The organism is Kitasatospora sp. NPDC097605 (genome assembly GCF_040302725.1).
GTDB lineage: Bacteria > Actinomycetota > Actinomycetes > Streptomycetales > Streptomycetaceae > Kitasatospora.
In genome coordinates this window covers 42,485-64,934 of record NZ_JBEOSF010000017.1, presented here as the reverse complement: position 1 = coordinate 64,934, position 22,450 = coordinate 42,485, and the positions used below count along the sequence as shown (strand labels likewise).

The window sequence follows — 22,450 nt, the reverse complement described above, 5'->3', positions numbered from 1 at the left end:
GAGCAATCCCGTCCGCATCCGGTCTCTGTCAGGTTCCCCCGCACGGGAGTTGACTGAACGTCAGGCGCGGTCACCGGCTGTCGCCGGAGGTCCGGGTCATGATCTCCAGATTGTGGCCGCTCGGGTCCTCGAAGTAGGCGCCGCGGCCGCCGAACCAGTCGTTGACCCGGCCGGGGTGGCGGTGGAACGGGTCGGCCCAGTAGGTGAGCCCCCGCTCCCGGACGCGGCCGAGGATGGCGTCGAACTCCTCGTCGCCGACCAGGAAGGCGTAGTGCCCGGTGGGGACCGGTCCGCCGACCCGCATCACGTCCAGGGCGACGTCGTTGGAGAGCCGGACGACCAGGAAGGGCTCGCTGCGGACCGGGTCGGCGAGGCCCAGGATCTCGGTGAGGAAGCGGGCGGTCTCCTCGTCGTCCCGCGCCGGGACGATCGTGTGGTTCAGCTGAACGGCCATGGAACGCTTCCCTCCTGGGGCTTCCGGACGTCTGTCGAGCGTAGGACCTCAAGTCCGCTTCACGTCAAGTGTGTCGTAAACTACACGATGTAGTGCACTGCAAGGAGGCAAACCCGTGACCGACCAGACCACCCCGGAGGCCACGGCCGCCCCCGCGACCCCGGCCACTCCCGAGACCACGGCCGCAGGCCGGGGCACCGCCCAGCGCGGCATGCCGGAGAAGCGGGTGGCGATCACCCGCGCCGCGCGCACCGTGTTCGGCCGCGAGGGCTTCACCCGCACCAGCGTGGACGCCATCGCCGCCGAGGCCGGCGTCTCCAAGCGGACCATCTACAACCACTTCGCCGACAAGGAGCAGCTGTTCCAGTCGGTGGTCCTGGAGGGCGCCACCGCGGTGGCCGCCACCCAGGCCAGGATCGCCGACCGCCATCTGCGCAAGATCGTCGACCTGCGCACCGACCTCGTCGACTTCGGCCTGGAGCGGGTCGACTCGCTCACCACCTTCGCCGAGCACTGGGCGCTGGTGCGCACCATCGAGGCCGAGGCGCTGCACATCAGCCCGGCGCTCCTGGAGGCCTGGCAGGAGGCCGGCCCGCGCGAGACCCACCGGGTGCTAACGCGCTGGATGACCGACTTCGCCGAGCGCGGGCTGCTGGTGGTGCCGGACCCGGTGGAGGCCGCCCGGATGCTCAACCTGCTGACGTTCCTCGCCGTCGCCCAGCCCACCTTCTACGGCGCGCTGCCGATGCGGGCCGAGCAGGTCGCCGAGGTCGTGGCGAACGGTGTGACGGCGTTCCTCGCCGTGTACGGCGCCGAGCGGTAGCCTCTGGCCCTTCAGCACCTTCAGTCGCCACGCTCCGCAGGGGGAACGGACCATGGAACTGACCGTCGTGGACATCGGACCGGACACGCCCGCGCTGCACCGGGACGTCGCGCCGCTGATCCGGGCGCTGCGCCCGGCGCTCGGGGCGGACGGCTTCGCCGCCTTCGCCGCCGAGGCGCACGCCCAGGGGCTGGTCTTCACCGCCGCCTACGACGACCGGGGGCGCTGCCTGGCGGTGGCCACCCACCGGGTGCTGACCACCAGCCGGGGGCGGCTGCTCTTCGTCGACGACCTGGTGACCGCGCCGTCGGCCCGCTCGGCGGGGATCGGCGGGCGGCTCTTCGCGGTGCTCCAGGAGCGGGGCCGGGCGGAGGGCTGTGTGCGGATCGAGCTGGACTCGGGGACGGCCAACCACGGCGCGCACCGCTTCTACCACGCGCACCGGATGGCGGTCACCGCCCTGCACTTCGGGCTGGAGCTGAAGTAGCCGGCGGCTGATCTGTCAGGTCCACGGCCGGACTTGACGGACCCGCCGGCGCGGCTTTGACCCTCCCGCGCGCCGCCGCCCAGGATTCCGGCCATGGGAGACATCGGAGAAAGCACCGCGAAAAGCACTGCGGCGAGCGCCGGGGAAAGCACTGCGGCGAGCGCCACGGAAAGCACTGCGGCGAGCGCCACGGAGAGCACCGGGCAGAGCGCCGGGGAAAGCACCGCGGCGAGCGCGCCCCTTTTCCTTTCCCGGGCCGAGATCCGGATTTCCGCCACCCCGGACGAGGTCTATTCGGTGATCAGCGACCTCCCCCGCTGCGGCGAGTGGAGCACGGAGTGCCGGGGCGGCAGCTGGGTGTCCGGCGCGCCGGCCGAGGTCGGCTCGGTGTTCCGCGGCGACAACCTGCGCAGCCCGGACGTGGTCCCCTGGGCGCCGGTGGTCCGCGGCGCCTGGCACACCCACGCCGAGGTGGTCGCCGCCGAGCCCGGCCGGACCTTCCGCTGGGCCATGCGGGACACCGCCGGACGGGCCCAGGAGAGCGTCTGGGCCTTCGACGTCACGGCCGTGGAGGACGGCGGCAGCGTGCTGGTGCACCACTTCCGGATGGACGCCGCCACCGAGGGGATCCGCGGCATCACCGCCGGGATGGACCAGGACGCCAGGCGCCGGTTCTTCGCCGAGTGGGGCGAGAAGGTCGCGGCCGACCTCGTGGTGACCGTGGGACGGATCAAGCAGGTCGTCGAAAAGGGCTGAGAAAACCAGCCCCCCCTGGAGAACATCCCGAGAACCACCCTGGAACCCGCAATCCCACCGAGAGGGCGGAACGGTGCTCCTTCAGCGCATAGCCAACCGGGGAATCCGACTGGGCACGCTCTTCGAGCGGGCCGCCGTCCGGAACGGCGCGAACGTGGTGATCCTCGACCACGACCTCGACATCGCCCCCGAGCTGGGCCGGCGGACCACCGTCGCCGAGCTCGCCGACCTGGTCGACGACCACGCCTCCCGGCTCTGGGCGGCCGGGGTCCGCCCGGGCCGCCGGGTGGTGGTCCACAAGTCGAACGGCTTCGACATCACCCTGCTCGCCTGCGCCACCGCCCGGATCGGCGCCGTCCCGGTGCTGCTCTCGCCCCAGCTGGACGGCGCGACCGTCGCCGAACTGGTGCGCCGCACCGGCGACCCGTTCCTGGTCACCGACGCGGCCAAGCTCGCCAAGGAGCTGCCGGACGAGGTCTTCGAGTCGGCCGCCGGCGTCCTGCTGGCCTCCGGCGAGCACCCCGGCGCCGTCGCCCTGGCCACCCTGGCCGGCTCGCCGCGGATCCCCGCCGTCACCGCCCCGCCCGACCGCCCGACGCTGATCACCCACACCTCCGGCACCACCGGCACGCCCAAGCTGGCCGTGCACACCGGCCGCACCCTGGAGGCCCGCTACCGCCCGCAGGCGACCGTGCTGCGCCCGGTCGTCCCCCGCCGGGAGACCATCGCGATCCACGTCTCCTTCGTGCACTCCCGGCTGGTCACCGCCCTGGCGATCTCGCTGTTCCGCGGCTTCCCGATCCTGGTACTGGCGCACTCGGAGCCCGCGCACGTCGCCGCGCTGTTCGCCCGGCTGCGCCCCGGGATCCTGGAGGCGCACCCCAACTCCTTCATGGAGTGGGAGGAGTTGGCGACCGACCCGCGCCGCCCGCTGGCCAACGTCAAGCTGTTCTCGTCCACCTTCGACGCGATCCACCCGCGCACCGTGCGGACCATGCTGGGCGCCTCCGCGCGGCGCGCGCCGGTCTTCGGCCAGCTGTACGGGCAGAGCGAGGTCGGCCCGGCGGTGGTGCGCTCGTTCTCCCGGCGGCGCCGGACGGACGCGGACGGCCGCTGCGTCGGCATGGCGTTCCCCGGCTTCACCGACGTGCGGGTGGTGAGCCGGGGCGGCGAGCCCCCGTCGGCGGCCAATCCGGGGTTCATCGAGGTCCGCAGCGACGGCCGGATCGTCACCTACCTCGGCGAGCAGGCCCGTTACGACCAGCAGGTCCGGGACGGCTGGTGGCGGATGGGCGACGTCGGCTACCGCACCCGCTGGGGCTGTGTGCACCTGCTGGACCGGGAGGTGGACCTCATCGAGGGCTTCGGCTCCACGCTGGCCGCCGAGGACACCCTGTTCGCCCGGCTCGCCGAGCTCGCCGAGGTGGTGATCGTGCCCGGCCCGGACGGCCGGCCGGTCCCGGTCGTCTGCACCAAGGACGACCGCCCGCTCGACCCGGCCGCCTGGCGGGCCGCCGCCGAGGGCCTGCCGCCGATGGCCGACCCGGTGCAGTGGCGGCTGCGCGAACTCCCGGCCACCGCCACCACCAAGATCAAACGACTGGAGCTGGCCCGCCGGCTGGCCTCCGCCGAGGGCGACGGGCCGCTCCGGTGAGCGCCCGCCGCGACGCACCCGCGACGGTGCTGGTGGCGGGCGGCGGGATCGGCGGGCTGGCCGCCGCGCTGGCCCTGACCCGGGCCGGCCACCGGGCGGTGGTCCTGGAGCGGGCCCCGGAGTTCGCCGAGATCGGCGCGGGCATCCAGATCGCGCCGAACGGCATCCTCGCGCTGGAGCGGCTCGGCCTCGGCGACGCCGTCCGGGCGGCCGGGGTGCACATGGCCGAGCTGCGCTTCATGGACGGCGTCACCGGCGAGCACGTCACCAGCCTGACCCTCACCGAGCGCTACCGGCAGCGGTTCGGCAACCCGTACGTCGTGGTGCACCGGGCCGAGTTGCACGGGCTGCTGCTGCGCGCCTGCCGGGCCGAGCGGCGGATCGAGCTGCGCGCCGCCACCGCGGTCACCGGCTACCGGCAGGACGCCGGGGGCGTCACCGCGCTGCTCGCCGGGGGCGCCGCGGTGCACGGCGACGCGCTGGTCGGCGCGGACGGCATCCACTCGGCGGTCCGCGCCCAGCTGCTCGGCGACGGCGCGCCGCGGATCTCCGGGATCACCGTGTACCGGGCGGTGATCCCGATGGAGCTGGTCCCCGGGGAGCTGCGCCGGGCCACCTCGGTGACCTGGTGGACCGGCCCGCACTGCCACTTCGTCCACTACCCGATCGCCGGCGGCGCCTTCCTCAACCTGGCCGCCTCCCGGGACAACGGCGCCACCGAGGCACTCGCCAACGTCCCGGTCGCCGACGAGGTCGTCGCGCGGCAGCTGGCGGGCCTGGCCGCGCCGGACGCCCGACGGCTGCTGGCGCTCGGCGAGGGCTGGCGCTCCTGGGTGCTGGTGGACCGCGACCCGGTGGAGCGGTGGACCGACGGCCGGGTGGTGCTGCTCGGCGACGCCGCGCACCCGATGCTGCACTACGCGGCGCAGGGCGCCTGCCAGGCGCTGGAGGACGCCGTGCTGCTGGGCGAGCTGGCCGACGGCACCGGCGCGCTCGCGGCGGCCTTCGGCTCGTTCGCCGCCGAACGGCGCGCCCGTACCGCGGCCGTGCAGCGCGCCGCCCGGGAGTCGATCAGGCTCTGGCACCCGGCGGGCGAGGCCGCCGAGGCCCGCAACCGGCTGCTCCGCGGGCTCTCCGAGGGCGAGTTGCACGAGCGAGTGGCCTGGATGCACGGTGTCAAGACCTTTTCATCATCAGATCATCACAACTACGATGGCGAGCCGTGGGCATGATCGACCGTCATCTGCAGATCTGTGTCATCGGCGCAGGTCCGCGCGGCCTCTCCGTGCTGGAACGGCTCTGCGCCAACGAACGAAGCAGGCCCGCCGGGGCCACCGTCACCGTGCACATGGTGGACCCGGCGCCCCCCGGCGCGGGCCGGGTCTGGCGCACCGACCAGTCCCGCCACCTCCTGATGAACACGGTGGCCTCCCAGATCACCGTGTACACCGACGACAGCGTACGGATCGAGGGACCGGTCGAACCCGGCCCCAGTCTGTACGAATGGGCCAGGACACTTGCCCACGAGGGCAGTTCTCCGGACCGGCCGGCCCGCCACGACGACCAGACGCTGGCCGAGGCCGCCGACCTCGGCCCCAACACCTACCCGACCCGCGCCTTCTACGGGCAGTACCTGCACGACGCCTTCCGGGCCGTGGTCGCCGCCGCCCCGCCCACCGTGACCGTCCGGGTGCACCGCTCCCGGGCGGTCGCGATGGCCGACGCGCACGGCTTCCCCGGCGGCCCGCAGGGCATCCGGCTGGAGGACGGCACCCGGCTGAACCGGCTGGACGCCATCGTGCTCGCCCAGGGCCACGTCCCCGCCCGGCTCACCCCGCGCGAGGCGCGCACCGCCAGCCTGGCCCGGATCCACCACCTCGACTACGTCACCCCCGCCAACCCCGCCGACGTCCACGTCACCACCCGGCCCGGCCAGCGCGTCCTGCTGCGCGGCCTGGGCCTCAACTTCTTCGACCACATGGCGCTGTTCACGCTCGGCCGGGGCGGCCACTTCGAGCGGGTGGACGGCGCCCTGGTCTACCGCCCCTCCGGCACCGAGCCGAAGCTCTACGCCACCTCCCGGCGCGGCATCCCGTACCACGCGCGCGGCGAGAACGAGAAGGGCGCCTCCGGCCGCCACCTGCCGCGGCTGCTCACCACCGAGGTGGTCGCCGCGCTGCGCGAACGCGCCCGCCGGGGCGAGCCGGTGCGCTTCGCCACCGACCTCTGGCCGCTGGTCTCCCGCGAAGTGGAGGCCGTCTACTACGGCGCGCTGCTCACCGCCAAGGCCCGCGGCGCCGAGCGCGCCGACTTCACCGACCGGTTCCTGACCGCCGCCGACCCGGCCGCGGTGCTCGACGCCCACGACCTCCCGCCGGCCGAGCGGTGGAGCTGGGACCGGCTCTCCCGCCCGTACGCCGGACGGGAGTTCACCTCCCGAGCGGACTTCCGCGACTGGCTGCTCGGCCATCTGCGCCGGGACGTCGCCGAGGCCCGGGCCGGCAACCTCAGCGGACCGCTCAAGGCCGCCCTGGACGTGCTGCGCGACCTGCGCAACGAGATCCGGCTGGCGGTCGACCACAGCGGCATCGAGGGCGCCTCCTACCGGGACGACCTGGACGGCTGGTACACCCCGCTGAACGCCTTCCTCTCCATCGGGCCGCCGGCCGAGCGGATCGAGCAGCTGATCGCGCTGATCGAGGCCGGCGTGCTGGAACTCCTCGGCCCCGGCACCGAGATCAGGATCGACCCGGTCGACCCGGCGTTCACCGCGCACTCCACCGCCGTCCCCGGCCCGCCGGTCCGGGCCTCGGTGCTGGTCGAGGCCCGGCTGCCCGAGCCCGACCTGCGCCGCACCGACGACCCGCTGCTGCGCCACCTGCTGGACACCGAGCAGTGCGCCCCCTACCGGATCCCCGGCGAGCCCGGCGGCAGCTACCAGACCGGCGGCCTCGCCGTCACCGAGCGGCCCTACCGGCTGCTGGACGCGCGCGGCCGGGCGCACCCGCGCCGCTTCGCGTACGGCGTGCCGACCGAGTCCGTGCACTGGGTGACCGCGGCGGGCATCCGGCCCGGCGTCGACTCGGTGACCCTGGGCGACTCCGACGCCATCGCCCGCGCGGTGCTGGCGCTCTCCCCCGCCCCCGAGTGGCCCACCGCCTCCGCCGCGCCGCGCGACCGGACCGAGGGCCCCGACGGCACCGACGGACCCGCCGGGACGTTCACCGTGGGTGAGACCGACGAGACCGACGAGACCGAACCGAGAGGCGTCGTCGTATGACCGACCAGCACCCCGCCCCGGCCGGGACGGACACCGACTCCGGGCTGCTCTCGCCCGTGCGGGCCGGCACCCCGGTCGAGGCGGCCGTGGCCGACCGCGCCTGGCTCCAGGCGATGCTGGACGCCGAGGCCGCGCTGGCCCGCGCCCAGGCCGGACTCGGCACGGTGCCCCCCGCCGCGGCCGCGGTGATCACCCGGGCCGCCCGCGCCGAGCACTTCGACGTCCGCGCGCTCGCCCTGGCCTCCCGGGAGACCGCCAACCCGGTGGTCGGCCTGGTCCAGGCGCTGGCCCGGGTGGTGGCCGCCGAGGACCCGGCCGCCGCCGAGTACGTGCACCGCGGCTCGACCAGCCAGGACATCCTGGACACCGGCGCGATGCTGGTCGCCGCCCGGGCCCTGCGGCTGATCCGGGCCGACCTGGAGCGCACCGCCCGCGCGCTCGCCGCCCTGGCCGCCGGGCACCGGGACACCGTGCTGGCCGGACGCACCCTGGCGCTCCAGGCGGTGCCCACCACCTTCGGCCTCAAGGCGGCCGGCTGGCGGCAGCTGGTGCTGGACGCCGACCGCCGGCTCGCCGCCGTCCTGGCGGACGGCCTGCCGGTCTCCCTCGGCGGCGCCGCCGGCACCGTGGCCGGCTACCTGGAGTACGCCCGGCTGGACGGCCCGGACCCGGACGCCGACGCCGGCGGCTACCTGGACCGGCTGGTGGACGCCTTCGCGGCGGAGACCGGCCTGGCCCGCCCGGTGCTGCCCTGGCACGCGCTGCGCACCCCGATGGCCGACCTGGCGGCCGCGCTGGCCTTCACCGCCGGGGCGCTCGGCAAGATCGCGGTGGACGTGCAGTCGCTGACCCGCACCGAGGTCGCCGAGGTGGTCGAGCCGGCCGTCGCCGGGCGCGGCGCCTCCTCCGCGATGCCGCACAAGCGCAACCCGGTGCTCTCCACCCTGCTGCGCAGCGCCGCGCTCCAGGTGCCGGTGCTGGCCGCCGGGCTGACCCAGTGCCTGGTCACCGAGGACGAGCGCTCCGGCGGCGCCTGGCACGCCGAGTGGCTGCTGCTGCGGGAGTGCCTGCGGCTGGCCGGCGGCGCCGCGCACACCTCGGTGGAGCTCGCCGAGGGCCTGCTGGTCCGCCCGGAGCGGATGCGGGCCAACCTGGAGCTCACCGGCGGGCAGCTGGTCTCCGAGCGGATCGCCGCCCGGCTGGCCCCCAAGCTGGGCAAGGCGGTGGCCAAGCAGCTGCTCACGGAGGTGTCGCTGACCGCCGACCGGGAGGGCCGGACGCTGGCCGAGGTGCTCGGCGGACAGGCCGAACTGGCCGGCCGCTTCACGCCGGAGGAGGTCGCCGCGCTGTGCGACCCGGCCGGGTACACCGGCGCGGCCGGCGCCCTGGTGGACCGGGCCCTGCGGGACTGAGCGCCGCCGGGATCCCGGAGGGGACCACCCCCACCGGGATCCCGGGAAGGCTCACCGGATGACGGTCTTGGTCCGCATCAGGAACTCCCCGAGGTAGCCGTCGTGCGGCACCCCCGGCCGGATCCAGTACGTCGGGTGGTCGCCCCGGTAGACGTTGGCGATGCTCGGCTCCCGCAGCAGCCGGTCGAACAGCGCGTCGTCCCCGGTGAGCGCGGTCAGCACCAGCGAGTTCCGCAGCGGCGCGACTCCGGCCTCCGGGCTCCACGGTGCCACCCAGACGCAGGGGAAGGCCAGTTCGATCCCGGCCTGCTCGGCGTCCGGCCGGTCCAGCTGGTGCACGGCCGGGCGCAGCACCGCGCTGCCGTCGCCGAGTTCGGCCACCACGCCGTCCCCGCCGAGCCAGGCCCGGGTGCCGGCCGCGCGGCGCAGCAGGTACGCCTCGATCGCCCTGGCCTCGGCGACCGGCTGGACGGCGAGCACCGCCTTCTCGTCCTCGGGCGGCAGGGTGGGCAGCGTGGCCAGCCGCTCGGCGATCGCCGCCGCCAGCGGCGCCGGGTCGCCCTCGACCAGCACGGCGGTGGCGTTGATGCAGGCCACGCCGCCCTGGTGGGCGATCGAGTCGACGATGGTGTCCAGGTGGTCGCGCCAGTCGGTGTCCCGGGTGACCAGGATCTTGGAGCGGCCGGGGCCCTGCGGCAGCACGGTGCTGCCGGCGTACTTGCGGACCACCTCGTCGCCGCCGTAGACCATGCCGAGGTCGGCGCCGGCCAGCAGTTCGTCGGCGGCGTCGTGGTCGGTGGGCAGCAGCACCACCTGGTCGGAGCCGAAGCCGGCCAGCCGCAGCGCGGTGACCAGCCGGTGCGGGGTGAGCGGTTCACGGCGCGAGGGCCGGACGGCGACCCGGTAGCCGAGCGCCAGCGCCTCCAGCCAGAGGCCGTGCGGCCCGGGGTGGTTGCCGGCCGCGTGCACGGCGAACACCTCGCCGCGCCTGGTCCACACCGCGCTGCCGTTCAGCGTCGCGGCGTCCCGCCAGTCGGCCACCGCCCCGCCGGGACGGGCCTGGCGGGCGGCCCAGCCGGCCTTCTCCGCGGAGTCGGCGATGGCCCGCACGGCCTCCCGGACCACCCGGACCGGCACCCCGGAGACCCGGGCGACGGCCCGCTGGTAGCCGGGGAGGTCCAGGCCGTCGATGCGCTCGGTGAGGAAGATCCGCCCGGCCCGGGCGAGCGCGGCGGACCGCTCCTCGGCCGGCAGCGGCTCGGCGGCGTGCAGGGCGCGCATCGCCCGGCTGACGAACAGCCGCGGCACCAGGCTGAGTTCGGCGAACGGCGCGCCGGTGACGTCGCCCACCACGGTGCGCCGGCGGGCCCGGTAGGGCGCACCGGGGCCGAGCGCGTCCAGCTGCAGCAACGCCTGCTGGTCGGCCATCAGTACACCCCCTCGATCACCGTCTCGTCCTCGAACTCCCGGACCGGCGCGATGTCCGCCACCGAGTCGCCGGGCAGGCCGGGCGGCGCGGGGATCCGGGTGGCGAGGTCGCGCTCCAGGTTGTTGGGCACCAGCAGGCTCTTGGAGACGTGGTGCATCACCACCTGGCCGCGCTCGCCGTACTCCACCGTCCGCCCGGTCCCCGGGTCGACCACGCCGAAGCTCATGTACGGCGCGAAGGGGTCGTAGACACAGGGGTCGTCGTCGGTCAGCCCGGGGCGCTCACTGGCGTTGCCGAGGATCATGGTCGAGCCGTAGCCGCTGTAGAGCACGGTCCGCGGGAAGACCTCGGTGCGGTAGAGGTGGCGGGTGTCCGGGTCCAGCTGGGTGCCGACCCAGTTGACCGCCCGGACCTTCTCGTTCACCAGTTTGGCCAGGGCGTCCCGGCGGGCGATCCGCTCCAGCACCGGCGGGGTGCAGAGCAGCACGCCGACGTCCTGGGTCTCCAGCACGAAGGCGACCTGGTCGACGATGTGCTCGGCGTAGCCGGCGGCCTCCTCGCCCCGGCCCGCCGAGATCAGCTTCTTGACCCAGCGCGGGTCGAGGTCGACGGTGAAGGCGAGGCCGCCGCGCAGCGCGGTCTGCGCCTTGATGACGTCGCCGACCATGTGCGGTCCGGTGGGCCCGACGATCAGCCAGTTGACGCCCTGCGGCACGCCGTGCAGGTCGAGTTGGGCGCTGGACCAGCCGAGCAGCCGGTCCAGCCAGTCGCGCAGCAGCAGCACCCGCTTGGGCGCGCCGGTGGTGCCGCCGCTCTCGTAGACGCCGACCACCTCGGCGCGCCCGCCGTAGCCGCGCGGCAGCAGGTCCTCGACCCGGGCGGTGCGCAGCTCGCCCACGAGGTTGGGGAACTTCGCGAGGTCGGCGTGGGTGGTGACCTCGGTGAGCGGGTCGAAGCCGAGCGAGCCGGCCCGGGACAGCCAGAACGGGGAGCCGGTCTCCGGGGAGAAGTGCCAGCGCATCGCGGCGCGCAGATGGGCGTCCGGGTCGGGGGCGGCGTCGAAGGGCAGGTCGAGCAGCGGGTCGGGGGTCACTGCGGTCCCTCCTCGGGGAGGCGGTCGGTGCCGGGCGGGTTGTCGATGGCGTAGCGCCAGCGGCCGTCGGCGCCGCGCCGGGCGACGTCGGTGGCGGTGCCCGCGGAGCGGATCGGGTCGCCGTCCGGGCCCTTTCCCTCGATCAGGTAGTCGCCGATCAGCAGGGCGAGGTCGCCGCTGACGTAGCAGTGCCGCAGCTCGATGCGGATCGGCAGGCCGAAGGAGAGGAAGCGGGCGACGGCGGCGCGCCGGTCGTCGCCGGTGAGCACGGTGCCGGGGCGGTCGACGAAGGCGGCGCCGGGCTCGAAGAGCACCTCGACGGCGGCCGGGTCGCCGGTGTTGAACGCCGCGGCGAAGACGGCCGGCAGCCGGGCCGGGTCGGTCGGCGGGGGCGCGGGAGTCGGGGGAGTCGCGGGAGTCGGGGGAGTCGCGGGAGTCGGGGGAGTCGCGGGAGTCGTGGGAGCCATCGCGGTCAGCCGGTCTGGACGCCGGCGGTGACGCCGCCCTCGGGCCGGTCGGGCAGCCGGTCGAGGCTGAACCCGAAGTGGGTCTTGTACGCCTCCAGCACGGCCGCGTCCCCGGCGAACTCCCGGGTGCTGCGCTCGCCGCCGGCCAGCGTGGCGAGCTGGTTGCCCTTGAGGGTGATCCGGCCGTCCTCGGTGCGCAGGGTGCAGAACACGTCCTGCAGGAAGGGCGATTCGGGCGCGGTGCGGTACCACCAGAGGGTCGGGCGGAAGTCCTCGATCCGCACCGGGCGGTCGTCCAGCCGGTACAGCGGCTTGCCGTCCAGCAGCACGTCGAAGCCGCCGCCCTCGACGTCGGCGAGCCGGTACTCGCCGTCCGGGTCGTGCTGGACCTCGCGGGAGGCCAGCCGCAGCGGGTGCCGGCTGTTGCGGCCGAAGCCGGTGTCGACCAGCCACTGCTCGCCGTCCGCGGTGACCCGCAGGGCCAGGTGGCACAGGGCGGCGCCGAGCGTGCCGCCGGGGCGGTGGACCCGGCCGGGGAGGATCTCCACCGGGTAGCCGAGGGCGGCGAGCAGGAAGGAGAAGGCCGGGTTCAGCTCGTAGCAGCCGCCGCCCCGGCGCTGCCGGACGATCTTGTCGAGCACCTGCTCGTCCATGTGGACGGGCTCGTCGAGGTGGTAGCCGAGGTTCTCGAACGGCACGGACAGCACATGCCGTTCCTGGAGGCGGGTGAGCGCGGCGAGGTCGGCCCGCTCGGGCCGTTCGGCGCCGATCCGGGCCAGGTACGCGTCCACCATGGCGTCGTCGAGCACGGTGATCTCCTTGTCGGTGGTTGCCGTGGTTCCGGTGGTTCCGGTGGTTCCGCCGGGTTTTCCGGCTCCGCTAATGCCTTTCCAGGTGGAACGATTGAGGGACGTGTACAACCCGTCAGCGGAATTCCGCCCGCGCCGGCGCATTCCGGCCGGCCGGCGCCAATGCCAACGCGTGTTCGATCAGATCGCCGGTGATCCGGACGCCGTCCCGGGTGAGCACCGACTCGGCGTGGAACTGCACCGAGGCGAAGCCGGGACCGCGCAGCGCGTGCACCTCGCCGGTCGCAGCGTCCCGGGCGATCCGCACCGGGCCGACCCCGGGCGCCTCGAACTCCGCCGGCCGGTCCGCGCCCGCGTCCCAGGCGGCCGCGAAGGTGTTGTAGAAGCCCACCCGCTCGGCGGCGCCGAACAGGTCGATCGGGCGCTGCACGCCCTGGTTGGGCACCGCGCGGCGGACCAGCGGCAGGCCCAGCTCGGCACTGAGCACCTGGTGGCTCAGGCAGACCGCCAGGAACGGCCGCCGCCCGGCCAGCAACTCCCGGACCGCCGCGCGCAGATGGGCGATCTTCGGGTGCGCGGTGTCGCGCGGGTCGCCGGGCCCGGGCCCGAGCACCACCAGGTCCGCCCCGGTGAACGCGTACGGCTCGTCGAACCGGCGGACCTCGACCGTCAGGCCGAGCGCCCGCAGCTGGTGGCCGATCATCGCGGTGAAGGTGTCCTCGGCGTCCACCACCAGCACCCGCCGCCCGGCCAGCGCGGCGCGCGGCCGGGCCCGCTCGGCCTCCCCGGCCAGCCAGAAGTCCGCCAGTCCCCGGTTGCGCCCGGCCAGCGCCGCCCGGACGTCCGGGTGCGCGGCGAACCGGTCCCGGCCGCCGTCGGACAGCGCGGCCAGCAGGCCGGCCGCCTTGGCCCGGGTCTCGGCCACCTCGGAGCCCGGGTCGGAGTGCCGCACCAGGGTCGCCCCGACGCCGATCCGCAGCCGGCCGCCGGGCGCGATGTCGGCGGTGCGGATCAGGATGCCGGAGTCCAGGGTCCGCCCGCCGGCCGCGTCCCGGCCGATCAGCGCGGCCACCCCGCTGTAGTAACCCCGGCCGCCGGGCTCGTACTTGGCGATCACCCGGGCCGCGGACTCCAGCGGGCTGCCGGTCACGGTCGGCGCGAACAGCGTCTCGCGCAGCACCTCGCGCGGGTCCCGGCCGGTGCGGCCCTCGATGAAGTACTCGGTGTGCGCCAGCCGGGCCATCTCCCGGAGGTAGGGGCCGACCACCCGCCCGCCGCCCGGGCAGATCCGGGCCATCATCTTGAGCTCCTCGTCGAGCACCATGGACAGCTCCTCGACCTCCTTGCGGTCGGCCAGGAAGTCCATCAGCCCGGCGAGGTCCGGGCCGCGCTCCGGGTAGCGGTAGGTGCCGCTGATCGGGTTCATCACCGCGCGCCCGCCGTGCACGCTGATGTGCCGCTCGGGGGTGGCGCCGACCAGCGTCCGCTCCCCGGTGTGCACCAGGAAGGTCCAGTAGGCGCCGCTCTCCCGCTGCAGCAGCCGGCCGAACAGGGTGAGCGCGGCGGCCGTGGCGTTCCCGGCGAGCGTGGCGACGTAGGAGCGCTTGAGCACGAAGTTGGCGCCGGTGCCCTCGCCGATCTCCTCGGCGACCACCCGGCGGACGGTCTGCGCGTACTCCTCGTCGCCGAGGTCGAAGCCGCCGCCGGTCAGCTCGATCGGCCCGTCCGGGAGGCGGGCGAGCAGCTCGGCGAGCGGCAGCACGGCCTGCTCGGTGACGCTCAGCGCGAGCAGCGGGGCGCCGTCGTCCGGGGCCTCGAAGCCGCGCTCGGCGATCTGCCGGTACGGGACCAGGGCCAGCAGCTCGTGCCGCTCGCCGGCCGGCTCCGCGGCCGGCGGCCGCTCGGACAGCGGCAGGTCGGCCAGCGCCGCCGGGGCGGACACCTCGCCGAGCAGCAGCTCGACCAGGCCCGGACCGGTGGCCTCCGGCCGGTGCAGCAGCGCGAACGCGGGCGGCCGCTCGGCCAGCACCCGGTCCAGCGGGGACGGCGAGGACGGCGGGGACGGCCGGAAGGGCGGGGACGGCGGGGAAGGTCTGTCGCTACGCACCGAGCCCGGCACCCCCGTCCACCGTCAGCGCGTGCAGGGTGATGTGCCCGGCCTCGTCGGAGAGCAGGAAGGCCACCGCGTGCGCGACGTCCTCCGGCCGGGCCAGCTTGCCGAGCGGGATGCCGACCTTGTACGCGGCCGACAGCCCGGCGACGGTGGCCGCCCGCCCGGCCTCGGCGTCCGACCACATCGCGCTGAGCATCGGCGTGTCGGTCGAGCCGGGCGCGACCACGTTGCAGCGGATGCCGTACCGGGCGACCTCCAGGCCGAGGCTGCGGGTGAAGTGGGTGGCCGCCGCCTTGGAGGCCGCGTAGGCGGCCATCTCGGTGCGCGGCACCAGGCCGGCGTTGGAGGCGACGGTGACGATCGCGCCGCGCCCGCGCGGGATCATCCGCCGGACCACCGTCCGGGAGACCCGGAAGACGCCCTCCGTGTTGATCGCGAAGGTGGTCCGCCAGTCCTCGTCGCTCAGGTCGCGGATCTCGCCGAGCCGCAGCACCCCGGCGTTGTTGACCAGCCGGTCGATCGGCCCCAGCCGCTGCTCGGCGGCGTCGACGGCCGCCTCGACCGAGGCGCTGTCGGTGACGTCGGCGGGCACCGCCGCCACCGTGAGGCCCTCGGCGGTCAGCTTGCCGGCGAGCTCGGCGAGGCGGTCGGCGTCCCGGTCCACGGCCGCGACCAGCGCTCCGCGCTCGGCCAGCAGCCGGACCACGGCGGCGCCGATGCCGCCCGCCGCTCCGGTGACGAATGCCACCTTGTTTCTCATGTGCGGACCTCCCTGGGGGACGCGGCCCGGGGGCGTGGGCCGCGGGTGGGTTGGGGTGGTGCACAGCGGTGCGCTCCCGGCTCAGCGGCGCCAGGCGGACACCACGGCGAGCGCCTGGGCCGGGTTGAGCCGCGGATCGCACAGGCTCGTGTACTTGTCGCCGACCCGGGCGAGCCCGCCCGCGTGGTCGGCGCACTCGGTGACGTCGTCCGGGGTGGTCTCCAGGTGCAGACCCCCGTCGACGCCGCCCTCGGCGCGGACGGCCTGCTGGAACGCCTCGACCTCCCGCACCAGCGACGGCACCAGACGGGTCTTCAGCCCGTCCGGCCCGGGCACGGTGTTGCCGTGCATCGGGTCGCAGAGCCAGACCACCGGGTGCCCGGCCGTGCGGACGGCGCGGACCAGCCCGGGGAGGACCTCGGCGGCCCGGTCGGCGCCCAGCCGGGCGATCAGGGTGAGCCGGCCGGGCTCGCGGCCCGGGTCGAGCAGGGCGCACAGCCGCCGCAGCTCCTCGGCGGTGGTCGCCGGGCCGACCTTGCAGCCGACCGGGTTCACCACCCGGGCGAGCAGCGCGACATGGGCGCCGTCGGGACGGCGGGTGCGCTCGCCGATCCACGGGAAGTGCGTGGAGGCGAGCAGCGGCCGGCCCCGCTCGTCCCGGCGCAGCAGCGGCAGTTCGTAGTCCAGCAGCAGCGCCTCGTGGCTGGTCCACAGCGGCGGCCCGGCGGCGGCCGGGGCGCCGGGGGCGAGCCGGCCGAGGTGGTCCATGGCCCGCCGGGCCGCCTCGTAGCCGGCCGTCAGCCGGCGCGGGTCCGGGGTGCGCCGGGCCGGGTGGGGCTCCGGGCCGTTGACCAGGTGGCCCCGGTAGACCGGGAGTTCGACGCCGTCGCAGCGCTCGGTGGGGTGTGAGCGGGGCTTGGCGAACTGGCCGGCGAGCCGGCCGATCCGGACCACCGGGCGGTGCGTGGTGAGCTTCAGCCGGCCGGCCAGCAGGTCGAGCAGTCCGGCCTTGCGGGCGAGGTCCCCGGCGGTGCACTCCTGCGGGTCCTCGGCGCAGTCGCCGGCCTGCAGGACGTGCGCGCCGCCCTGCGCGACCCGGCCGAGCAGGGCGCGCAGCCGGTGCACGTCGGCGGCCGCCACCAGGGCCGGGCGGTCGGCCAACTCCTTCCTGACGGCGGCGACTTCGGCCGGATCCGGCCAGCCGGGCTGCTGCCCGGCGGGCCGCCCGGCGAGGGCGTCCGTGAGCGGGTCGTGCACTGTCCTCTCCCTCCCGGGTCGGGGGACCCGCCGGCCGCCGACCGCTAGCCGGCGAGGCCGCGGACCAGTCCGGCCACCCGGACCACCCGGCGGGCCTGGAACTCGACGGCGGCGATGTTCTCCTCGTGCACCTGGCCCGGCACGTTGCGGGAGACGGCGCTGGCCCCGTACGGATTGCCGTTGTTCGGGCGGAACAGCACCGGGTCGGTGGAGCCGGTGGCCAGGATCAGCGAGCCCCAGTGGCAGAACGCGTTGTGCAGCGCCAGGATCGCCGTCTCGTGGCCGCCGTGCGGCGCCGAGCCCGAGGTGAACGCGGAGACCGCCTTGTCGGCCAGCCCGCCGGGGATCGACAGCGGCGCCGTCGAGTCGACGAACCGCAGCACCGGCGCGGCCGGCAGGCCGAACCGCACCGGGGTGCCGATCAGGATGCCGTCCGCCCAGGCCAGGTCGTCCAGGGTGGCCTCGGGGACGTCCGCGGTGCGGATCCGCAACTGACGGGCGGCCTCCTCGGTGCCCAGCACATAGGTGTCGTCCGGCAGGTCCGCGATCCGGCGCAGCCGCACCTCGGCGCCCGCCTTCCCGGCGGCTTCGGCCGCCGCCCCGGCCAGCCTGGCGACATTTCCGGTCGACGAGTAATAGATGACGGCAATCGTGGTCACGGCGGCGAACTCCTCGGGGACGGCGGCGTGTTCCCCTGATCGTTGACCGTGGACGGCCGACCGGCCAACGGAGTTCCCGGCACTTCGTCAGGTGGCGGCGGAGTCCATCAAATACTCACCGATCACTTCGGCCACCCGACCTGACATTGACCGGAGGGCTCACTTTTCCGGGCACGAATTGCTCCCTATCCTCGGTGCACGGGCCGTTTGCGGACCGTCGCAGAGCCGAGGAGCAGTGATCCCGCAGTGAAGAAGCCGCCGGCCGCCTCGCCCCGCACCGGGGACCTGCGGCCGCTGATCGCCGAGGGCGTCTCACCCTGGCTGGACGGGATCCACCGCGGTCTGGCCACCTCGGGCCGGCTCGGCCGGCTGATCGAGGGCGCCGGGCTGCGCGGCGCCACCACCAACCCCGCCCTGCTGGCCGGGCCGCTGCGCCACGACCCGGCCTACGCCGAACAGTTGGCCCGGCTGGCCGGCCACCACGTCTCCCCCGAGGGCTCGGTCTGGGCGGCCACCGTGCACGACCTGCGGCTGGTCTGCGAGGAGTTCCTCGGCGTCTTCCGCACCACCCACGGCCACGACGGCCTGGTCTCCGCCGACCTGGACCCGCGGCTGGCCCACGACCCGGCGGCGACCGTCGCGGAGGCCGTCGAGCTGGCCCGCGCGGTGAACCGGCCCAATCTGCTGGTGAAGATCCCGGCCACTCCCGCCGGCCTGACCGCGATCCGCGACTGCCTGGGCCGCGGGCTCGGCGTGCACGCCACCGGCCTCTACTCGGTGCACCGCTACGGGCAGGTGGTGGACGCCTACTTCGACGGCCTGGAGCAGGCGCTGGCGGCCGGCCGGCCGCTGGCCGCGATCGCCTCGGTGGCCTCGCTGCCGGTCGGCCGGGTCGACCGGGAGATCGACCGGCGGCTCGCCGCGATCCCCGGGCCGGACGCCGCCGCGCTGCGCGGCCTCACCGCCCAGGCGGCGGCCCGGCTGATGTACCGGGCCTACGAGGACCGGCTCGGCGACGGCCGCTGGCGCACCCTGCGCGCCTCCGGGGCCCGCCCGCAGCGGCTGCTGTGGACCGACTCGGCGCTGGGCGGGGCCGCCGCACAGGCCCGCTACGTGGCCGGGCTGGTGTCCTGGGGCACCGCGCACGCGATGACCCGGCCGGTGCTGGAGGAGGCGGTCCGCAAGCTGCGGCTGGAGGGCGACACCCTGCTGGGCCGCTACGAGGCGGCCGGCGCGGTGCTCGACCGGCTGGGCCGGCTCGGCATCGACTACGGCGCGGTGGCCCGGCGGCTGGAGGAGGAGAGCGTGCCCGGACTGGTCGAGCACTGGCGGCGCCTGCACACCGTCGTCGAGCACCGCCCGGCCGGCCGCCCCGGCGACCAGGAACCGGCCCGGCTGAGCGATCGCGCCGTGCCCTGACGATCCGTCACCGCCTTGTCATGCGCCTCCGGTAAGGGCCCGGACCCGTTCTTGACGGGACCAACCGCCCCCGCATACCTTCCGATCTGCAGGCCGTCACGCACTCCTTCGTCCAGGAGGGCCTGGGGGGAGGGAAGGTCATGACGCGACGGTCGGCCGACTCAATCGCGTTCAACGTCCTGGAACTGCTGGCCAGTGAGGCGCCGGCCGCCGAGGTGGCGGAACTGGTCGAGCAGGCCCGGCGCGGCTGCGAGTCCGCCCGGGAACGGGAGGCGCTCTGCCGGATCGAGCAGCTCGGCCTGTCCATCCGGACCCAGTCCCAGCACCGCCGCCGGCGCGAGGCCGGGCTGGCCGCGCTCGCCGACACCGCCCGCGACCTGGCCCTTCCGTACGAACTGGACAGCCTGCTGCGGGTGATCACCCGCCGGGCCCGGCTGCTGCTCGGCGCCGATGTGTCCTGCCTGACCACCGCCGAGCCGGCCGGCCGGGACGCCGAGCCGGGCCGGGTGCGGATCCGCACCACCGACGGCCCCTGCTCGTCGCTGCGGACCGGCCTGGCCGTCCCCGACGGCCTCGGCGCGGGCGGCGGCGTCCCGGGCGACCCGGGGCCGTTCTGGACCCCGGACTACCTCGCCGACGAGCGGATCCGGCGCAGCCCGGTGGTCGACGCGACGATCCGCGCCGAGGGACTGCGCGCCGTGATGGCCGTCCCGCTCGGCCACCGCGCCCGCCCGTTCGGCACGCTGTACGTCGCCGAGCGCGCGGTGCGCTACTTCACCACCGACGAGATCTCGCTGATGGCCGCGCTCGGCGACCTCGCCGGGGTGGCGATCGAGAAGGCCCGGCTGCTGGAACGGGCCGCCCGGCCGCCCGCCGGAGCACCCGGCAGGCCGGCCGACCCGGCCGGCCCGGATCCGACCGGCCCGGCGGACCCGGCCGGTGAACTCGCCGAGGTGCACCGCACCCTGGTCGACCTGGCGCTCTCCGGCCGCGACCCGCACGCCCTGGTCCGGGACGCCGGCCGCCGGCTCGACCTGGGCCTGCGGGTGTACGCCAGCGACGGCACCGTGCTCGCCTCGGCCGGCGAGCTGCCCGAGCTCGACGAGCCGACCGTGGTGGCCACCGCCGTCGACACCCACGCGGCCGGCCGCCCGGTCCGGCTGGCCGGACCGCTCTGGGCCGCCCCGGTCTGCGCCGGCTCCACCGACCTCGGCACCCTGCTCGCCCGCCCGTCCGGCCGGCGCGCCGAACTGGCCGCGGAGTTCTGCCAGAGCGTCGCGCAGGCCCTCGCGGTCGCCCTGTTGCTGGAGGGCGAGCGGTCGGCCGCCCCGGCCCGCCCGGTCCGCGACGAACTGCTCGACGAGCTGCTCAGCACCCCCCAGCGCCCGCCCCAGCAACTCGCCGCCCGGGCCCGCCGGCTGGGCATCGACCTGTCCGCCGAGCACGTCCTGGTGGTCGCCCGGCCGGAGGGCGAGGCGCAGGGGCGGACGGCCACCTGGGCCGGCCTGTACGCCCACCGGATGGGCGGCCTCAAACGGGTGCACAACGGCCGGGCGGTGCTGCTGCTGCCCGGCACCGACCCGGGCCGGGCCGCCCGGGCGGTCGCCGAGGAGCTCACCCCGCTGCTCGGGCTGCCGGTGACGGTCGGCGCGGCCGGGCCGGTCTGCGATCCGACCTCGGTCCTGCACGGCTACCGGGAGGCGCTGCGCTGCCTGGACGCGATGACCTCGCTGGGCGCCGTCGGCCGCGCCGCCTCGGCCCGCGAACTCGGCTTCGTGGGCGTCCTGCTGGCCGACAACCACGACATCGACGGGTTCATCGAGTCGGCCGTCGGACCGGTCCTCGACTACGACCGGCACCGGCTGACCGAGCTGACCCGCACCCTGCAGGCCTGGTTCGAGACCGGCAACAGCCCGACCCACGCGGCGCAGCGGCTGCACGTCCACCCCAACACGGTGGCCCGGCGGCTGGAGCGGATCGGCGAACTGCTCGGCCCGGACTGGCTGAAGCCCGAGCGCTCCATCGAGATCCAGCTGGCGCTCAAGCTCTGCCGGGTGCGCCGCGTCCTGCTCGACCGCGACACCCGCGGCACCCGGGACGGCCACGCCGGTCCCGTCGGCTGACCTCCGCGGGAGCGCCGTCCGGTCCCCGGCCGCGGCCGCCCGCCGCTCACCGCCGGTCGTCGCCGCGGGCCAGCACCGCCACCGCGTGCGCCGCCGAGGCGAGCGTGATGTGCCGGTGCCAGCCGCCGAACGAGCGCCCGGCGAAGTCCCGGACCCCGACCCGGTCGGCGGTGCGGGTGAAGTCCCGGTCCACCCGGTCGGCCAGCCGCACCAGCCGGACCAGCCCGGCCGGCGGCAGGTCCACCAGGTCGGTCAGCCACAGCTCGGCCGGCCAGCGCCCGCCGGCCGCGCCGACCCCGAGCAGCAGCAGGTCCGCGCCGCCGCGCCGCCCCCGCTCGGCCCGGGCCGGCCCCGGCCAGGCCGGGCGCACCCGCACCGCGGCGACCAGCCCGGAGCGCAGCGCGCCCGCCGGGTCCGACCAGACCACCGGCCGGCGCAGGTCCCGGGCGGCGGTGAGCAGTTGGCAGGCGGGTCCCGGTCCGGCCGGGTGGCCGGGCAGCGGCGCCGCGGGCCGCAGCGGGAACGAGCCGCCCACCCGGACCAGCATCGGCAGCCGCTCGGCCCGCATCCGGCGCACCAGGCGCAGCCCGTCGGCGTCCCGGGCGTCCGCGACCACCGGGCGGGCCGGCAGCCCCCAGCGGGCGGGCAGGCCGAGCACCGCCTCCAGCGCGCAGTCACCCAGGGTCTCCGCGTCCACCTCGTCCGGGATCAGCGCCTGGCTGCGCCGCGGCGCGTCCTCCAGCCAGGTGCGCGGCAGGTGCAGCCGCCAGTTGACCGGGCCGCTGAAGCTCTCCGAGGCGGCCCAGACTCCCACCGCCTGCTGGGCGTTGAGCACCTGGCCGAGGGCCGGGATGAAGCGGCGGTCCACGCCCACCGAGTGGTCGCCGGCCTTCGGGACGACCATCGGCCGCAGCACGTACGCCTGCGGCGGGGCGATCCGGGCGAGGTGCTGGGCCAGCGCCTGGCGCACCGGGCCCCACTCCCAGGTGGAGCTGGTGATGAAGTGGTGCAGGCTCTGCTCGGCGGCCGGCCCGCCGACCACGGTGGCGATGTTGCGGATCGACTTGCGCCCGCGCGCGCCGAGCAGCCCGCGCAGGTACTGGGCGCCCTTGCGCCGCTGGTCGCTGCGCGGCAGCGAGGCGAACAGCACCGCGCACAGCTCCTTGAGCAGCACCTCGTGCGAGGCGTCGAGCAACCGGCCGTCCTCCGGGGGAGCCTGCGGCTCTCCCGGCAGAGGTCGGGTCATGGCTGGGCCGCTCATCGTTCCCCCTCGAATCGCGGTCGGCTGCGCCGTGTTCACGGCCAGGGTCCGTCCTCGCGCCCCGTCCCGCTAAGGTGCGCGGCCCACCTCTCCGGCGCGGTCGGTGGTGGCCCGGCCACCGGGGTCCCGCCGACCGGTGCGACGGGTCCGCATTCCGGTGCGGCCGGCCCGGTGGCGGGCCCGCCGGTCGGCGC

The 22,450-nt window shown here is 75.8% G+C and carries 19 protein-coding genes; 9 read left to right on the top strand and 10 right to left on the bottom strand.

Going from position 1 to position 22,450, the window contains the following annotated elements:
• Positions 1-70: 70 nt before the first annotated feature.
• Positions 71-454, bottom strand: coding sequence for a VOC family protein (locus ABTX81_RS20410; RefSeq protein ID WP_350547654.1), 384 nt, complete (start codon positions 452-454; stop codon positions 71-73).
• 115 nt (positions 455-569) lie between these two features.
• Between ABTX81_RS20410 and ABTX81_RS20405 the strand changes: the two genes are divergently transcribed.
• The 7 genes from ABTX81_RS20405 to ABTX81_RS20375 all read left to right on the top strand — a co-directional run bounded on the left by ABTX81_RS20405 (position 570) and on the right by ABTX81_RS20375 (position 8,866).
• On the top strand, positions 570-1,277 hold the full coding sequence (locus tag ABTX81_RS20405) for a TetR/AcrR family transcriptional regulator (RefSeq protein WP_350547652.1): 708 nt from the start codon (positions 570-572) through the stop codon (positions 1,275-1,277).
• A gap of 52 nt (positions 1,278-1,329) precedes the next feature.
• Entirely contained in the window at positions 1,330-1,764 is a 435-nt protein-coding gene (locus tag ABTX81_RS20400; protein ID WP_350547650.1) for a GNAT family N-acetyltransferase, read from the top strand.
• 261 nt (positions 1,765-2,025) lie between these two features.
• Complete coding sequence (locus ABTX81_RS20395) at positions 2,026-2,520, top strand: SRPBCC family protein (RefSeq protein WP_350547850.1); 495 nt, start codon at positions 2,026-2,028, stop codon at positions 2,518-2,520.
• A gap of 73 nt (positions 2,521-2,593) precedes the next feature.
• Positions 2,594-4,174, top strand: a complete 1,581-nt coding sequence (locus ABTX81_RS20390; protein ID WP_350547648.1) for a class I adenylate-forming enzyme family protein — start codon at positions 2,594-2,596, stop codon at positions 4,172-4,174.
• Positions 4,171-5,406 (top strand): FAD-dependent monooxygenase, encoded by a 1,236-nt coding sequence (locus ABTX81_RS20385; RefSeq protein WP_350547646.1) that lies wholly within the window; start codon positions 4,171-4,173, stop codon positions 5,404-5,406. The genes ABTX81_RS20390 and ABTX81_RS20385 overlap by 4 nt, the downstream gene beginning before the upstream one ends.
• Positions 5,403-7,454: an FAD/NAD(P)-binding protein gene (locus ABTX81_RS20380; protein WP_350547644.1), complete on the top strand. Its 2,052-nt coding sequence runs from the start codon at positions 5,403-5,405 to the stop codon at positions 7,452-7,454. Before ABTX81_RS20385 ends, ABTX81_RS20380 begins: the two co-directional genes overlap by 4 nt.
• Positions 7,451-8,866, top strand: a complete 1,416-nt coding sequence (locus ABTX81_RS20375) for a nitrosuccinate lyase (protein ID WP_350547642.1) — start codon at positions 7,451-7,453, stop codon at positions 8,864-8,866. The genes ABTX81_RS20380 and ABTX81_RS20375 overlap by 4 nt, the downstream gene beginning before the upstream one ends.
• A 51-nt stretch (positions 8,867-8,917) precedes the next feature.
• Here ABTX81_RS20375 and ABTX81_RS20370 read toward each other — a convergent pair whose 3' ends face one another.
• From ABTX81_RS20370 to ABTX81_RS20335, 8 genes are all read right to left on the bottom strand, one after another.
• Positions 8,918-10,294 (bottom strand): aldehyde dehydrogenase family protein, encoded by a 1,377-nt coding sequence (locus ABTX81_RS20370; RefSeq protein ID WP_350547640.1) that lies wholly within the window; start codon positions 10,292-10,294, stop codon positions 8,918-8,920.
• Entirely contained in the window at positions 10,294-11,388 is a 1,095-nt protein-coding gene (locus ABTX81_RS20365) for a phenazine antibiotic biosynthesis protein (RefSeq protein WP_350547638.1), read from the bottom strand. Before ABTX81_RS20365 ends, ABTX81_RS20370 begins: the two co-directional genes overlap by 1 nt.
• Complete coding sequence (locus ABTX81_RS20360) at positions 11,385-11,855, bottom strand: YybH family protein (RefSeq protein ID WP_350547636.1); 471 nt, start codon at positions 11,853-11,855, stop codon at positions 11,385-11,387. Before ABTX81_RS20360 ends, ABTX81_RS20365 begins: the two co-directional genes overlap by 4 nt.
• Positions 11,856-11,860: 5 nt before the next feature.
• Positions 11,861-12,664: an arylamine N-acetyltransferase family protein gene (locus tag ABTX81_RS20355; protein WP_350547634.1), complete on the bottom strand. Its 804-nt coding sequence runs from the start codon at positions 12,662-12,664 to the stop codon at positions 11,861-11,863.
• Positions 12,665-12,779: 115 nt separating this feature from the next.
• Complete coding sequence (locus ABTX81_RS20350) at positions 12,780-14,771, bottom strand: anthranilate synthase family protein (RefSeq protein WP_502892818.1); 1,992 nt, start codon at positions 14,769-14,771, stop codon at positions 12,780-12,782.
• Positions 14,764-15,537 (bottom strand): 2,3-dihydro-2,3-dihydroxybenzoate dehydrogenase, encoded by a 774-nt coding sequence (locus ABTX81_RS20345; protein ID WP_350547632.1) that lies wholly within the window; start codon positions 15,535-15,537, stop codon positions 14,764-14,766. The genes ABTX81_RS20350 and ABTX81_RS20345 overlap by 8 nt, the downstream gene beginning before the upstream one ends.
• 81 nt (positions 15,538-15,618) lie before the next feature.
• Positions 15,619-16,794, bottom strand: a complete 1,176-nt coding sequence (locus ABTX81_RS20340; RefSeq protein ID WP_350547630.1) for a 3-deoxy-7-phosphoheptulonate synthase — start codon at positions 16,792-16,794, stop codon at positions 15,619-15,621.
• Between the two features lie 44 nt (positions 16,795-16,838).
• Positions 16,839-17,453, bottom strand: a complete 615-nt coding sequence (locus ABTX81_RS20335; RefSeq protein WP_350547628.1) for a flavodoxin family protein — start codon at positions 17,451-17,453, stop codon at positions 16,839-16,841.
• A 246-nt stretch (positions 17,454-17,699) separates the two neighbouring features.
• Here ABTX81_RS20335 and ABTX81_RS20330 point away from each other — a divergent pair, with 246 nt between their 5' ends.
• Positions 17,700-18,872, top strand: coding sequence for a transaldolase family protein (locus tag ABTX81_RS20330; RefSeq protein ID WP_350547626.1), 1,173 nt, complete (start codon positions 17,700-17,702; stop codon positions 18,870-18,872).
• Between the two features lie 140 nt (positions 18,873-19,012).
• Positions 19,013-20,995: a helix-turn-helix domain-containing protein gene (locus ABTX81_RS20325; RefSeq protein ID WP_350547624.1), complete on the top strand. Its 1,983-nt coding sequence runs from the start codon at positions 19,013-19,015 to the stop codon at positions 20,993-20,995.
• A gap of 46 nt (positions 20,996-21,041) precedes the next feature.
• Here ABTX81_RS20325 and ABTX81_RS20320 read toward each other — a convergent pair whose 3' ends face one another.
• Positions 21,042-22,241: an IS701 family transposase gene (locus tag ABTX81_RS20320; protein ID WP_350547622.1), complete on the bottom strand. Its 1,200-nt coding sequence runs from the start codon at positions 22,239-22,241 to the stop codon at positions 21,042-21,044.
• Positions 22,242-22,450 lie beyond the last annotated feature (209 nt).